At 65.4% G+C, this 13830-nt stretch carries 12 protein-coding genes; 1 reads left to right on the forward strand and 11 read right to left on the reverse strand.

The window, feature by feature from the left end:
- Positions 1-85: 85 nt before the first annotated feature.
- From acuI to ACVI1L_RS01770, 6 genes are all read right to left on the reverse strand, one after another.
- Entirely contained in the window at positions 86-1072 is a 987-nt protein-coding gene (gene acuI / locus ACVI1L_RS01745; protein WP_076824227.1) for an acrylyl-CoA reductase (NADPH), read from the reverse strand.
- 47 nt (positions 1073-1119) lie between these two features.
- Positions 1120-2364 carry an MFS transporter gene (locus tag ACVI1L_RS01750; protein WP_456782119.1) on the reverse strand — a complete coding sequence of 415 codons (1245 nt, stop codon included), beginning with the start codon at positions 2362-2364 and terminating at the stop codon, positions 1120-1122.
- Between the two features lie 190 nt (positions 2365-2554).
- The gene (locus ACVI1L_RS01755; RefSeq protein ID WP_456782120.1) at positions 2555-4021 is read right to left on the reverse strand and encodes a cell wall hydrolase; all 1467 of its coding nucleotides are present in this window, start codon (positions 4019-4021) and stop codon (positions 2555-2557) included.
- A 123-nt stretch (positions 4022-4144) separates the two neighbouring features.
- Complete coding sequence (locus ACVI1L_RS01760; RefSeq protein WP_168857493.1) at positions 4145-4357, reverse strand: hypothetical protein; 213 nt, start codon at positions 4355-4357, stop codon at positions 4145-4147.
- Between the two features lie 144 nt (positions 4358-4501).
- Complete coding sequence (gene ppdK / locus ACVI1L_RS01765) at positions 4502-7423, reverse strand: pyruvate, phosphate dikinase (RefSeq protein ID WP_456782121.1); 2922 nt, start codon at positions 7421-7423, stop codon at positions 4502-4504.
- A gap of 91 nt (positions 7424-7514) precedes the next feature.
- Entirely contained in the window at positions 7515-7670 is a 156-nt protein-coding gene (locus ACVI1L_RS01770) for a DUF3096 domain-containing protein (protein ID WP_456785497.1), read from the reverse strand.
- Positions 7671-7904: 234 nt separating this feature from the next.
- On the opposite strand from ACVI1L_RS01770, the gene ACVI1L_RS01775 reads away from it, so the two are divergent.
- Positions 7905-8264, forward strand: coding sequence for a DUF1236 domain-containing protein (locus ACVI1L_RS01775; protein ID WP_076824009.1), 360 nt, complete (start codon positions 7905-7907; stop codon positions 8262-8264).
- Positions 8265-8399: 135 nt separating this feature from the next.
- Here the strand turns inward: ACVI1L_RS01775 and ACVI1L_RS01780 are convergent, their stop codons facing one another.
- The 5 genes from ACVI1L_RS01780 to ACVI1L_RS01800 all read right to left on the reverse strand — a co-directional run bounded on the left by ACVI1L_RS01780 (position 8400) and on the right by ACVI1L_RS01800 (position 13641).
- Positions 8400-9500 (reverse strand): hypothetical protein, encoded by a 1101-nt coding sequence (locus tag ACVI1L_RS01780; RefSeq protein ID WP_253625797.1) that lies wholly within the window; start codon positions 9498-9500, stop codon positions 8400-8402.
- A 138-nt stretch (positions 9501-9638) separates the two neighbouring features.
- A complete protein-coding gene (locus ACVI1L_RS01785; protein ID WP_082653649.1) occupies positions 9639-10010 on the reverse strand; it encodes a GFA family protein in 372 nt (123 codons plus the stop codon).
- Positions 10010-10606 (reverse strand): class I SAM-dependent methyltransferase, encoded by a 597-nt coding sequence (locus ACVI1L_RS01790; protein ID WP_456782122.1) that lies wholly within the window; start codon positions 10604-10606, stop codon positions 10010-10012. Before ACVI1L_RS01790 ends, ACVI1L_RS01785 begins: the two co-directional genes overlap by 1 nt.
- Before the next feature lie 3 nt (positions 10607-10609).
- Positions 10610-12706 (reverse strand): glycine--tRNA ligase subunit beta, encoded by a 2097-nt coding sequence (gene glyS, locus ACVI1L_RS01795; protein ID WP_456782123.1) that lies wholly within the window; start codon positions 12704-12706, stop codon positions 10610-10612.
- Positions 12706-13641 (reverse strand): glycine--tRNA ligase subunit alpha, encoded by a 936-nt coding sequence (locus tag ACVI1L_RS01800; protein ID WP_057014922.1) that lies wholly within the window; start codon positions 13639-13641, stop codon positions 12706-12708. The genes glyS and ACVI1L_RS01800 overlap by 1 nt, the downstream gene beginning before the upstream one ends.
- Between the last annotated feature and the right edge of the window lie 189 nt (positions 13642-13830).

The following is a 13830-nucleotide window of genomic DNA, read 5'->3' on the forward strand; positions in this document are numbered from 1 at the left end:
TCATGCTGCAAGTCTCTTTACCCGCTGCTTACCATACCAACAGTGGCAACATTGGAGCAGCTTGGTTGGTAAAGTCTGAACGTCCTCAGACTATTTTTACCACGATGCGGCCGCGGACATGGCCACCGAGGATTTTCGCGCCAAAGCCCATGACTTCGTCCAGGGCGATTTCGTGAGTGATATCAGCCAGTTTTGCCTTATCCAGATCGCTGGCAAGGCGGCGCCAGGCGGTCCTCCGCAGCTCGATCGGACACATCACCGAATCGATACCGAGAAGGCACACGCCCCGCAAAATGAAGGGCGCGACCGACGACGGCAGATCCATACCGGCCGCCAGACCGCAGGCCGCGATGGCTCCGCCATACTTCGTCATCGACAGCAGGTTGGCGAGCGTGGTCGACCCGACGCTGTCGACGCCGCCGGCCCAGCGCTCCTTCGCCAGCGCCTTGGGCGCACCTGACAGTTCTGCGCGGTCGATCACCTCGGTGGCGCCGAGACCCTTGAGATAGTCGGTCTCCGACATCCGCCCGGTCGACGCGATGACGTGGTAGCCAAGCTTCGAGAGCACGGCGATCGCCACCGAGCCGACGCCGCCGGCGGCACCCGTGACCACCACAGGGCCGCTCTTCGGGGTGAGACCGTGTTTCTCCAGCGCCAGCACCGAGAGCATCGCCGTATAGCCGGCGGTACCGACCGCCATCGCATCGCGGGCCGAGATGCCGTCGGGCAGCCGCACCAGCCAGTCGCCCTTGACCCGGGCCTTTTCGGCATAGGCGCCGAGATGGGTCTCGCCCATGCCCCAGCCGTTGCAGACGACCTTGTCGCCCGCCTTCCAGTCCGGATGGCTGGATTGCTCGACCGTGCCGGCGAAATCGATGCCGGCGATCATCGGGAACCGGCGCACCACCGGTGCCTTGCCAGTCAGTGCGAGGCCGTCCTTGTAGTTCAGTGTCGACCACTCGACGCGGACGGTGACGTCGCCGTCCATCAGCTCGGCTTCGTCGAATTGGGTGAGTGCGGCGGTGGTACCCTTGTCCGCCTTGTCGATCCTGATTGCCTTGAACGTTGCCACGATGTGCACTCCCCGTAATCTTGGTTTCGGGGAAATGGTTTACCCCATCAGGCAGGCTGCGCAACCGGGCGGGCGACGGGCTTTTCGACGATCGGCAGGTTGATCAGCGCGGACAGCACGCCAAACAGCACCGACAGCCACCAGATCGGAGTGTAGGAACCGTACTGCTCGAACACGATGCCGCCGAGCCAGACGCCGAGGAAGCCGCCGACCTGATGGCTGACGAAGGCGAAGCCGTACAGCGTCGCAAACCAGCGCGTGCCGAACATCAGCGCCACCAGCGCCGAAGTCGGCGGCACTGTGGAGAGCCAGGTCAGGCCGGAGATCGCCCCGAACGCGATCGCCGAGAAGGTCGTGATCGGGAACGAGATGAAGGCGACGATCGACAGCGCGCGGGTGAAGTAGATCACCGACAGGATGTAGCGCTTCGGGAAGACGTTCTGCAGCCAGCCGACGCTGAGCGAGCCCACGATGTTGAACAGGCCGATCGCCGCGATCACCCAGCCGCCGGTCGATGCCGGAATGCCGCGGTCAGCGAGATAGGCCGGCAGATGCACGGTGATGAAGGCGAGCTGGAAGCCGCAGGTGAAGAAGCCGAGCACCAGCAGCACGTAGGAGCGATGGCCGAACGCCTCCGCCAGCGCGGTCTTGAACGACTGCTGATCGGCCGGCGCGGCGTCACTCGTCTCCGCCGGCGGTGTCGAGAGTGCCAGCGACAGCGGCAGGATCAGCAGCATCAGCGCGCCGAATACGAGGAGCGCGGTCTGCCAGCCGAAATTGTCGATCATCGCGACGCCGAACGGCGCGAACAGGAATTGGCCGAACGAGCCCGCGGCGGTGCCGGCGCCGAGCGCGATGCCGCGCTGCGCGGGCGGCAGCAGCTTGCTGAACGCCGACAGCACCAGGTTGAACGATGAGCCCGACAGGCCGAAGCCGATCAAGACGCCGGCGCCAAGGTTGAGCGAGAGCGGCGTCGCCGAGTAACGCATCAGGAGCAGGCCCGCGGCGTAAAGCAGTGCGCCGACGACCATCACACGCAGCAGCCCGAAGCGGTCGGCAATCGCGCCGGCGATCGGCTGGCCGAGCCCCCACAACAGGTTCTGCAGCGCCAGCGCGAGGCCGAACACGTCGCGGCCCCAGGTGAATTCATGGCTCATCGGCTGCACGAAGAAGCCGAGGCTGGAGCGCGGCCCGAAACTCAGCAGCGCAATCGCGCAGCCACAGACGATGATGACAAGCGGCGTGCGCCACGTGCCCGACGTCGGTCGAAGATCCCCGGTGGTAACGGCCATCTTGTCTTCCCCCGCAACTGCTGCGCGGGGAGCCACCCCGCCGAACGTTACGGGGAGTTAATGCAGGTGCATGAAAACCCCAAGAGGGGCCGGAGAAAAATATTCGCCTGCAGGGCTGCTCTGCAGAATCGGAGAGGATGATGACCGTCATTCCGGGGCACGCCGGCCGCGGAACGAGAGGGAGAAGGCCCTATCGCCGGGCGCTGGCCTGCTCGGCCGAGCTCTGGGCGGCCTCGGCGAGCTGCGCCGAGATCTTGGCGGTCTCGGCCGGGTTGCCCCAGCTCGGCGCGTCGCTGCCGTCGCCCCAGGCGCGCGGGCGATAGAAGGTGTGGACGCCGAACTTGTACATCTTCTTCATCTCGCTGACCCAGGACGGTCGCACCCAATAGGCGTGGTAGTGGGTCGAGCGGTCGACTTCCGGCAGCCACAATTCGCCGTCGAGCATCGCCCTCGCGATCTTCCTGGCGCGGTCCCACATGTCGGGCTCGCGGACGACGTCAGCGACGTTGTCGCAGGCGAAGGTGAACTGACAGGCGTAATGGCGATTCTTGTTCTGGTAGACCACGCCGCACACCGTCTCCGGATATTTGCCGGAGAAGGCGCGGTTCAGCACCACCTGGGCGACCGCGATCTGGCCGCGCACCGCTTCACCGCGGGCTTCGAAATAGACCGCCTCGGCGAGGCACTTCTCCGACTTGGCGCGCGACTTCTCGTCGAACAGGCCGAGCCGCTCCGCCGGCGTCTTGGTGTGCTGGTCGTCCGCATTGACCTCGCCCTTCGGCGCGATGCTCTCGCCCATCTCGCCGGCCTTGACCGGACCGTCGGCATCGACCGGCAGTGACGCCATCACCTTCATGTCGGGATCGGGCGTTGCTGCCGGCGTCACGACAACCGGCGCCTCGCCGGGCTGCCAGCGCTCGAGGTTCTCCGGCGTGCCGAGCGACGAGCCGAAGAACAGGCTGGCGGTCTGGAATGCGAACGGGTCGCGCTCGCGCGCCGCAGCCGCGGGCTTCGCGGGCGCGGGCTTCAGATCGTCCAGCGGGCTGGCCTCGAGCGAGATCGACACGTCGTTCTGCTGCGGTGACGGCTTGGCATATTGCGGCAAGGGCGGCGCGCGCAGCGCCTCCTGCAATTCAGGATCGAGCGGCGCGCCATCGGCCGGTGCGGTCGCGGTCTTCATGCCCTTGACCGACGAATTCGATGTCGCGGGATCTTCGTTCGCCGGCGCCGTATTTGCAGGCTCCGCAGGTTCGACCTGATCGGGCCGCCGGACGACGAGGCGATCGCCCTTCATGGTGCGATCGACCTTGGGAAAATCGGATGCTTGATAGCGCGGCGGCGGGGCCGTGATCGGATTGCGCGTCACCGTTCCGATGATATCGAGGTTCGAACTGTCCAGTCTCGCGAGCAGGATTTGCGGCGCTTGCGGCGCGGACGTGCCGATCGGACGGCCGAAACTGTAGGTCGCGACCTGGATGGAGCCGACGGCGGAGGCGAAGACGCGCTTCTGCCAGCGCTCGGCGACGCCGGGCTGCCGGGCCAGGAGCGAGGCGATATCCTGATATCCGATCTCGGTCGGCATCAGTGCGAAGATGCCAAGACCGAGACCGAAGAGCGCAAGACGTGCGCCCCTCGGCTGGTTACGCGACACAAACATCGTACGCTCACGCAACGCTTACTGAGTGCAATCGAACGCGGTACATCCGCGCAATTCGACCTTTCTCGTTGCTAAACCGTTTAGGTTGCCGCGGAGTTAATCGGCGTTGCTCGCGCGCTACACTCAAGCGATCGCGCATGTTTCGCACGTTGCATTGCGCGCCTTGGTAAACGCGCGGCGCATGAAAGTCGTAAACAACAAGTCAACGGAGATGGTGAACAAAGTGTTGCAGGCACGGTAGCCACCCGCCGTCATTGCGAGGAGCGACAGCGACGACTTGTCCGCCGAAGCCTTGGCGAAGGCTGAAGCAATCCATGGCTCGGCAAGTGGAAACATGGATTGCTTCGCGGAGCCTGTCATCGGGCGCGCGTTCGCGCGACCCGTCGGCTCGCAATGACGCTATATTTTCAGGCTGCCTCAACAAACAAAAATGGCCGGGACTTGGTCCCGGCCATCGCACTCTCTGAACTGTAAGATCGCTCACGCCTGGCTGGCGATCTCCTTGCCGAGCGCGGCCTGCGCCGCGGCGAGACGCGCGATCGGCACGCGATAGGGCGAGCACGAGACGTAATCGAGCCCGACCTCGTGGCAGAACGCGACCGACGCGGGATCGCCGCCGTGCTCGCCGCAGATGCCGACCTTGAGGTTCGGACGCGTCTTGCGGCCGCGGGTGACGCCGATCCTGACGAGCTCGCCGACGCCGTCGCGATCGACCGAGATGAACGGATCGATCTCGAGGATGCCCTTGGCGACATAGGTGCCGAGGAAGCTCGCGGCGTCGTCGCGGCTGATGCCGTAGGTGGTCTGCGTCAGGTCGTTGGTGCCGAAGGAGAAGAACTCCGCGGTCTCGGCCACCTCGCCCGCCATCAGGCAGGCGCGCGGCAGCTCGATCATGGTGCCGACCTGGTAGCTCAGCTTGACGTCGGTTTCCTTCATCACCGCGTTGGCTGTCGCATCGATCCGCGCCTTGACCAGATCGAACTCGGCCTTGGTCGCGATCAGCGGCACCATCACCTCAAGACCGACCGGCTTGCCGGTGCGCTTGCCGGCTTCGACGGCAGCCTCGAAGATCGCACGCGCCTGCATCTCGGCGATCTCCGGGTAGGCGATCGCAAGACGGCAGCCGCGGAAACCGAGCATCGGGTTGAACTCGGAGAGTTCGCGGGCGCGGTCGGCGAGCTTGCGCGGATCGGTGTTCATGGCGCGCGCCACTTCCTCGATCTCGGCCTGGGTGTGCGGCAGGAACTCGTGCAGCGGCGGATCGAGCAAGCGGATCGTGACGGGCAGGCCCTGCATGATCTCGAACAGCTCGACGAAGTCGGCGCGCTGCATCGGCAGCAGCTTCGACAGCGCGGCGCGGCGCGACTGCTCGTCCTCGGAGAGGATCATCTCGCGCACGGTGCGGATGCGGGTCTCCTCGAAGAACATGTGCTCGGTGCGGCAGAGGCCGATGCCTTCGGCGCCGAACTTCACCGCGGTGCGCGCGTCGTCCGGCGTATCGCCGTTGACGCGAACGCCGAGCTTGCGGACCTCGTCGGCCCAGCCCATCAGCGTGCCGAACTCGCCGGACAGTTCCGGCTCGATCATCGGCATGCGGCCGGCCAGCACCTGGCCGACCGAGCCATCGATGGTGATGACGTCGCCGGTCTTGAAGGTGCGCGAGCCCACGCTCATGGTGCCGCGGCCGTAATCGACGCGGATGGTGCCGCAGCCGGAGACGCAGGGCTTGCCCATGCCGCGCGCAACCACCGCCGCGTGCGAGGTCATGCCGCCGCGGGTGGTGAGGATGCCTTCCGCGGCGTGCATGCCGTGGATGTCTTCCGGGCTGGTCTCGATACGGACCAGGATGACCTTGCGTCCGTCGGCCTGCAGCTTGGCCGCTTCGTCCGACGAGAACACGATCTCGCCCGAGGCAGCGCCAGGCGACGCCGGCAGGCCGGTCGCGATCACGTCGCGCTTGGCGGCCGGATCGATGGTCGGGTGCAGCAGCTGGTCGAGCGAGGCCGGATCGATCCGCGTCACCGCGTCCTTGCGCGAGATCAGGCCTTCATTGGCGAGCTCGACCGCGATGCGCAGCGCCGCCTTCGCGGTGCGCTTGCCGCCGCGGGTCTGCAGCATCCACAGCTTGCCCTGCTCGACCGTGAACTCCATGTCCTGCATGTCGCGGTAGTGCTTCTCGAGCAGCGTGTAGATCCGCGTCAGCTCCTTGAACGCGGCCGGCATCGCCGCTTCCATCGACAGCTTGTCGGAGCCGGATTCCTGGCGCGCCTCCTCGGTGATGTCCTGCGGCGTGCGGATGCCGGCGACAACGTCCTCGCCCTGCGCGTTGATGAGGAACTCGCCGTAAAGCTTGCTCTCGCCGGTCGAGGGATTGCGGGTGAACGCGACGCCGGTGGCCGAGGTCTCGCCCATGTTGCCGAACACCATCGCCTGCACATTGACGGCGGTGCCCCAGGATTCCGGAATGTCGTGCAGCTTGCGATAGGTCACCGCGCGCGCGTTCATCCAGGATGAGAACACCGCGCCGATCGCGCCCCACAGCTGATCGTGCGGATCCTGCGGGAAGTCGTGGCCGGTCTCCTTGGCGACCGCCTCCTTGTACTTGCCGACCAGCTCGACCCAGTCGTCGCCGGTGAGGTCGGTGTCGAGCGAATAGCCCTGGCCGTCCTTGAAGGTGTCGAGGATGTCCTCGAAGTGATGATGCTCGAAGCCGAGCACGACGTCCGAATACATCGTGATGAAGCGGCGATAGCTGTCATAGGCGAAGCGACGGTCGCCGGAGAGTTCGGCGAGCGCCTCGACGGTGCGGTCGTTGAGGCCGAGGTTGAGCACGGTGTCCATCATGCCCGGCATCGAGGCGCGCGCGCCCGAGCGGACCGAGACCAGCAGCGGGTTCTTGGCGTCGCCGAACGTCTTGCCGGTCAGCTTGCCGACATAGTCGAGCGCCTTCTCAACCTGTGCTTTCAATTCCTTCGGATACGTCTTGTCGTGCTCGTAGAAATAGGTGCAGACCGAGGTCGGAATGGTGAAGCCGGGAGGCACCGGCAGGCCGAGATTGGCCATTTCCGCGAGGTTGGCGCCCTTGCCGCCGAGCAGATTGCGCAAGGTCGCCTGGCCCTCGGCCTTGCCGTCGCCGAACGTATAGACCCACTTGCCGGCCTTGATCGCAGCCGGGGCCGCCTTCTTCGCAACGGCCTTCGCCGGCGCCTTGCCAGCGGGCTTTGCGGCCGGCTTTGCAGCCGATTTGGGAGCGGCTTTCGGCGCCGCCTTCGGGGCGCTCTTCTTCAGCGCCTTGCGCGCCGGGGCGGCCTTGCGGGCTGCGGCGGAGGGCTTTGATTTCGCTGCTGTTTTCTCGGCAGTTTTCGCAGCAGTTTTCTTGGACTTCGCGACGGCTTTGGCCATGTCAGACAACAATCCGGAAGGAGGGGTCGAAGATGCGCGCCTTACACCATTTTGAGGGGTTCCGCGCAAGCCGCGAAACCCCGCTTTCCCGCTAGAGGTGCAACCAGCGCAGCAGACCCATCCCCACGAGCCCGACGAAGATCAGATAGATCGCGACGATGTAGTTGAGGAGCCGCGGCATGATCAGGATTAGGATGCCTGCGATCAGAGCCACGATAGCAGGCAGATGCCCAGCGGTGATGGTCATTGAAGTTTTCTCCGGGGGTTTTTGGAGGAGCGAATCGAGCGGCAGTTTATCCGCTGAGGGAAGTTCCCACATCAAGACGCCCGTCCCGCCGACGAGTTCCCGCAACTCACGAAAATTGCTCCAAATTGCCGCGTATATGGCGGCGGCTTTCCGGAACATCACCGCAGCCGATGCATTGGCTCGCCGTGCGCATCGGCGAAGGCTGGCGCGCACCGAAAAAGAATGGAGCGAGCCATGCGAAACAGATTACTTGCCGTTGCAGCGGTTGCTGCCGCGATCACGGTGCCGGCTGTTGCCGCACAGGCCCAGACCGTTGGCATCGTCCGCGGTGGTCCGGCTGTCGCCGTCGATGATGACGGAGGCATCGCGGTCGAACAGCGTCCGGCATTCCGCGAATACATCGTGCGCGAGCGTGTACCGAACTACACGGTTCCGGATCGCGTCGTGGTCGGCACCGTGCTGCCTGACGCCGGCGTGACCTATTACGACGTGCCGCAGCGGTTCGGCGCGACGCCCTATCGTTACACCGTCGTGAACGGCGAGACCGTTCTGGTCGAGCCGCGTTCGCGACGGATCGTTCAGGTGGTCGACTAGATCAACGTCAGCACGATCGCCTGAACGACAGTCCGGGCGCCGCGCAAGCGGATGTGCGCGAGGATCGACCGGACCAGAAAGCCCCGTCCGGCCTCCCCTCCGGGCGGGGCTCTTCCGTTCTGATGCCGTGCCGGGTTACGACTTGAGGATCGAGAGTAGCGTCGAGGTCGACTTGTAGCTCTTGATCGCGGCGTCCTGGAAATCCTGCGTCCAGTTGGCAGCCTGGCGCTCCTCCGCGCTCATCGAGGAATATTGCTTGAGGATGCCGAGGCTGAACTGGCGCGGATCGCCGGCGGTCTGGCTCTGCTTCAGCGCGTCGAGCACAGCGAGACGCGTCCGCGTATTGAGTTCCTGCTTGGCCGCGAAGATCTCCTCGGTGGAGAACTTCTTGTCCTGGTTCAGCGAGATCGCCGAGAGCGAGCGGTTGTCGAGCGAGGAAAGGTCGGCGAGCTGTCCGGTCTTGCGGCGGGGATCGTAGACCAGCTCCTTGCCGCTTTTCGCCGCCTCGCTCTTCTGCCGATCGAGGAAGGCGCGCACGTCGCTGGCAATGCTGCTGAAGTCGCGCGTGGCGCTCTTTGTGGGAGGCGCCGTCCCCGCCAGCGAGGCCGCGATCGGATCGCCGGAAATTCCCGATGGTGCCGTGTTCGGATCCTGCTGCGTCGCCTGATAGCCCTTCAGCACCGCGGCGCGCTGGCTGGCCCAGGTTGCGGTGGCCTTCTCCTCATCGCTCGCACCATCGAGATAATCGAGCGCGGTCTTGTAGCTGATGCTGTAGTCGCCGGTCAGGCGCGTGGTCGCCAGCGACGGCTCCAACGCCTTGTCGAAGCGCTGCTTCAGCTCGGTGGCCGCAACAGTCTGCTCGTCCGGGGTGAACTTGCCGCCATTGTTGGTCGAGATCGCAAACAGCGAGCGACGGTCCAGCGTCGAGAGATCGATGGTGGTCTTGCCGTCGACGATCGGCGCCTTGACGCCGGCGACCGTGTAGAGCCGGTCGAGCGTGATCCGCGCATCGCTGGTGACGGTGGCAAAATCCGGCAGCGGCGCCTTGGCGAGCTGCGCGCGGGCGGCGTCCGACAGCGTGAGGTTGGTTGCCGCGTTGGCCGTCGAGGACGCCGACAGATCGCCGGCGGTGCCGCCGCCCGACAAGGTCGCCGCCAGTGACGGCGTCGCTGCTGCCCGCGCATAGGCCGAACCATATTGGGCGTAGGGATTGGGCGTGGTGCCGATCGAGGTCATCGGGCGGTCCCTGCATTGGCGCGAGGGGCGATGTCTTAAGAAATCGTTGCTTTGTCAGGACCTTCGCAGGGCATGGTTAACAAATTGCAAATTGTGTCGAAATATTTCCAGCGCGACGCAAATCGCTGCGGCGGTGGTCTATTTGTCGACGACCCAGGCGTGGCGGCGCTGCGTGAAGACCGATTGCGACGGTGCGGGAAAATCGGGGTCCGCGAAGGCGCCGACCGCAACGCCGATCAGGTCCGGCGCGCGACCGGGCTCCCAATAGACCGACGATCCGCAATTCGGGCAGAAATGAAACACCACGGCAGATCCACTGCCGCCGATGCGGCTGTATTCGCGCGCCTCGCCCTGCGGCTCGACGTCAGCGCGCGGAAAGAACGCCGCGACGCCATAGGTGCTGCCGGTTCGCTTCTGACACTCCAGGCAATGACACAGCGCTACTGTGGTGGGCTCGCCCTGGCAGGTGACGCGGAGCTGTCCGCAGGCGCATGTCGCGAGCCGCGCCATCATCGCCCGCCCTTGCTGGCGACCAGCCGGTGAATGACCTTGCCGGACGATGCGCTGACGACCTCCGCGTCGAGCAGCAACTCGGCCGCCGCCAGCTCGGCCCGCACCAGCGCGGAATCGAACGCCGCGTAAAGCCGGCCATGCGCATCGCGCGCATCGTCACCTCTGGTCACGCGCCAGCTCAGATAGAAGATGCCGCCGGGCTTCACGATATCGAACATGCGACGGACCGACGGCGCGATCAGCGCGTGATCGAGATGCATGATCACGGTCTCGCAGAGCACATTGTCGAAGCTGCCGGCCGCGATGCCCGACAGATCGGGCAGCTCGGCGCGGGCAAAGCGCAGCGCCGGATAGCGGGCGCAGGCTTCCGCGAGCAGGCCCCCGGAGGCGTCGAAGCCTTCGGCCGGAAAGCCGTGGGCATTGAGCCAGGCCACCTCGCGGCCGCTGCCGCAGCCGATATCGGCGGTCGCGCCGCCCTTGATGAAGAACCGCGTGACGATGTCGTGCAGATCGACCGGGGCCGGCTGTTCGTGCCAGTCCTGCGCAAACGCCGCCGCATCCTTGTCGTAAGCGGCGAGCGTCGCGCGGTCCATCGATCAGCCCTCGATCCTGGAGAAATCCGCCACCGCACGCGTCGCGGCGCGGATCTCGTTGAGCAGCTTCAGGCGGTTTTCGCGCACCTTCGGATCGTCGTCGTTGACCTTGACCTTGTCGAAGAACGCATCGACCGCCGGACGCAGCTTGGCCATCGCGCTCATCGCGCCGGCGAAGTCTTCCTTGGCGACGGCGGCGGAGGCCTCGGCCTTCACCTGGTCGATCGCCTTGGCCAGCGTCTTCTCTTCGTCGAGCGTGTAGAGCGCGGCGTCAGGCGCGCCGTCGAAGGTCCGCTTGTCCCTCTTCTCCTCGATCGCGAGAATGTTGCTGGCGCGTTTCGTGCCAGCGAGCAGGTTTTTGCCGTCGTCGCTGTCGAGGAATTTGCCGAGCGCCTCGACGCGCCGCACGACGAGCAGCAGATCGTCCTGGCCACCAAGCGAGAACACGGCATCGACGAGATCGTGACGCGCGCCCTGATCGCGCAGCTGGACCTTCAGACGGTCGGCAAAGAAGGCTAGCAGATCGTTCGGCAGCGTTTCGGCATCGGCCTTGAGCGACAATCCGAGCAACGCGGATTTGGCCGTCTTCAGGATCGGCAGGCGCAGCGTATTCTCGACGATCAGCCTGATCGCGCCGAGCGCTGCCCGGCGCAGCGCGAACGGGTCCTTCGAACCCGTCGGCTTCTCATCGATCGCCCAGAATCCGGCGAGCGTGTCCAGCTTGTCCGCCAGCGCGACCGCGACGCTGACCGGATCGGTCGGCACGCGATCGGTCGGCCCCTGCGGCTTCCAGTGGTCCTCGCTCGCGGCGGCGACGGACGCATCCTCGCCCTGCGCCAGCGCGTAGTACTTGCCCATCAGGCCCTGCAACTCCGGGAATTCGCCGACCACTTCGGTCAGCAAATCGGCCTTCGCGAGGCGCGCGGCGCGCCTGGTCTTCGCGACGTCGGCGCCGACCAGCGGCGCGATCTCGGCGGCGAGCCGCTCGATCCGCTTGATGCGCTCCGCCTGGGTGCCGAGCTTCTCGTGGAACACGATCTGCTCGAACTTCGGCAGCCGGTCTTCCAGCTTGGTCTTCAGATCGGTCTCGTAGAAGAATTTTGCGTCGGACAGCCGCGGACGGATCACGCGCTCATTGCCGGCGACGATGGTCTTGCCGCCGTCGGGCGCCTCGATATTGGCGGTCAGCACGAACTTGTTGGTCAGCTTGCCCGTCTTGGGATCCCTGACCACGAAGCACTTCTGGTTGTTGCGGATGGTGGCGCGGATCACTTCGTCGGGGATCGACAGGTATTGCTCCTCGAACGATCCCATCATCACGACCGGCCATTCGACGAGGCCCGAAACCTCGTCGACCAGTACCTGATCCTCGACCAGTTCGAGGCCCTGCGCGAACGCCAGCTCCTTGGCGTCCTCGAGGATGATGTCCTTGCGCGCCTGCGGATCGAGGATCACCTTCGCGGCCTTCAGCTTGGCCTCGTAATCCTCGAAGCGGCGCACGGAGATCGCACCCGGCGCCATGAAGCGATGGCCATAGGTGGTCTGCCCGGCCTCGATGCCGTCGACGGAGAACTTGACGATGTCGGGCTCCTCGGTCTCCAGACCGAAGGTCGCGGTGATGGCGTGCAGCGGGCGCACCCAGGTGAGCGAGCCTGATTTCGCCGAGCGTGCACCCCAGCGCATCGATTTCGGCCAGGGGAAGGTCCGGATGATCACCGGCAGCATTTCCGCGATCACGTCGATCGCGGTGCGGCCGGGCTTTTCGATCAGCGCGATGTAGAAGTCGCCCTTCGCATCTTTCTGGACCTTTGCTTCATCCAGCGACGTGAGACCGGTCGCTTTCAGAAAGCCCTGCACCGCCGCATCAGGGGCGCCGATCTTCGGGCCGCGACGTTCGGTCTTCAAATCGGGCTGGCGCGCGGGAATGCCGTGCACGGTGAGCGCAAGACGGCGCGGGGTCGCGAACGCCTTGGCGCCCTCATACACCAGGCCTTCGGCGACCAGCTTGTCGGTCACCATGCGGCGCAGATCGTCGGCCGCTTTCGCCTGCATGCGCGCGGGAATTTCTTCGGAGAACAGTTCGAGGAGAAGATCGGGCATCAGACCGCCCTGCCCGTTTCAGTGTGGATCCATGCCTCGCCGCAGGCCTTCGCCAGGTCGCGCACGCGGGCGATGTAGCTCTGCCGCTCCGTCACCGAAATGACCCCGCGGGCGTCGAGCAGGTTGAACACGTGGCTCGCCTTGATGCACTGGTCGTAGGCCGGCAAGGCCATCAGATGTTCCTTTTGATTCCCACCCTCACGCCAGCCGGCGGCGAGATATTTGCGGCAGGCCTCCTCGGCCATCCTGAACTGCTCGAACAGCATCGCGGTGTCGGCGTGCTCGAAATTGTGTCGTGAGTATTCCTGCTCGGCCTGCAGGAAGACGTCGCCATAGGTCACCTTCTCGGCGCCCTCGCGGCCGTTGAAGTTGAGGTCGTAGACGCGGTCGACGCCCTGCACATACATCGCGAGCCGCTCGAGTCCGTAGGTAAGCTCGCCCGCGACTGGCGCGCATTCGACGCCGGCGACCTGCTGGAAGTAGGTGAACTGCGACACTTCCATGCCGTCGCACCAGCACTCCCAGCCGAGGCCCCAGGCGCCGAGGGTCGGGCTTTCCCAGTCGTCCTCGACGAAGCGGATGTCGTGGACGGCGGCGTCGATCCCGATCGCGGCCAGCGACTTCAGGTACAGGTCCTGAAGGTTCGGCGGCGACGGCTTCATGATCACCTGGAACTGGTAGTAGTGCTGCAGGCGGTTGGGATTTTCGCCGTAGCGGCCGTCCTTGGGCCGGCGCGAGGGCTGCACATAGGCCGCGTTCCAGGGCTTGGGCCCCAGCGCGCGCAGCGTGGTCGCGGGATGGAAGGTGCCGGCGCCCATTTCCATGTCGTAGGGCTGCAGGATGACGCACCCCTGCTCGGCCCAGAACCGCTGGAGGGCCAGGATGAAGCCCTGGAACGAACGTTCCGGGCGCATGTGGTCAGGCAGGGCGTCCATCGTTGGAATCGATCTCGCGAGGGGGTGTGAGGCGCGCGGGACCGTATCGGCGGCAGCCAATGGAATCAAGGCGATGGAGGATGTTTCTGCACCTCGCCCCGCTTGCGGGGAGAGGTCGAAATTCGCGCGCAGCGCGCATTTCGGGTGAGGGGGACTCTCCGCGAACTTAGGTCTTTCGAATCTGCGGAA

Source organism: Bradyrhizobium sp. USDA 4516 (genome assembly GCF_054055915.1).

Bases quoted from the DNA above. Each gene is read 5' to 3' on its own strand.
- ACVI1L_RS01770 (WP_456785497.1), bottom strand. From the start codon at position 7,670: ATGACCATCACCGCTGGGCATCTGCCTGCTATCGTGGCTCTGATCGCA.
- ACVI1L_RS01800 (WP_057014922.1), bottom strand. From the start codon at position 13,641: ATGGACGCCCTGCCTGACCACATGCGCCCGGAACGTTCGTTCCAGGGC.
- ACVI1L_RS01780 (WP_253625797.1), bottom strand. From the start codon at position 9,500: ATGACCTCGATCGGCACCACGCCCAATCCCTACGCCCAATATGGTTCG.
- ACVI1L_RS01790 (WP_456782122.1), bottom strand. From the start codon at position 10,606: ATGGACCGCGCGACGCTCGCCGCTTACGACAAGGATGCGGCGGCGTTT.
- ACVI1L_RS01750 (WP_456782119.1), bottom strand. From the start codon at position 2,364: ATGGCCGTTACCACCGGGGATCTTCGACCGACGTCGGGCACGTGGCGC.
- ACVI1L_RS01760 (WP_168857493.1), bottom strand. From the start codon at position 4,357: ATGTTTCCACTTGCCGAGCCATGGATTGCTTCAGCCTTCGCCAAGGCT.
- ppdK (WP_456782121.1), bottom strand. From the start codon at position 7,423: ATGGCCAAAGCCGTCGCGAAGTCCAAGAAAACTGCTGCGAAAACTGCC.
- ACVI1L_RS01755 (WP_456782120.1), bottom strand. From the start codon at position 4,021: ATGTTTGTGTCGCGTAACCAGCCGAGGGGCGCACGTCTTGCGCTCTTC.
- glyS (WP_456782123.1), bottom strand. From the start codon at position 12,706: ATGCCCGATCTTCTCCTCGAACTGTTCTCCGAAGAAATTCCCGCGCGC.
- ACVI1L_RS01775 (WP_076824009.1), top strand. From the start codon at position 7,905: ATGCGAAACAGATTACTTGCCGTTGCAGCGGTTGCTGCCGCGATCACG.
- ACVI1L_RS01785 (WP_082653649.1), bottom strand. From the start codon at position 10,010: ATGGCGCGGCTCGCGACATGCGCCTGCGGACAGCTCCGCGTCACCTGC.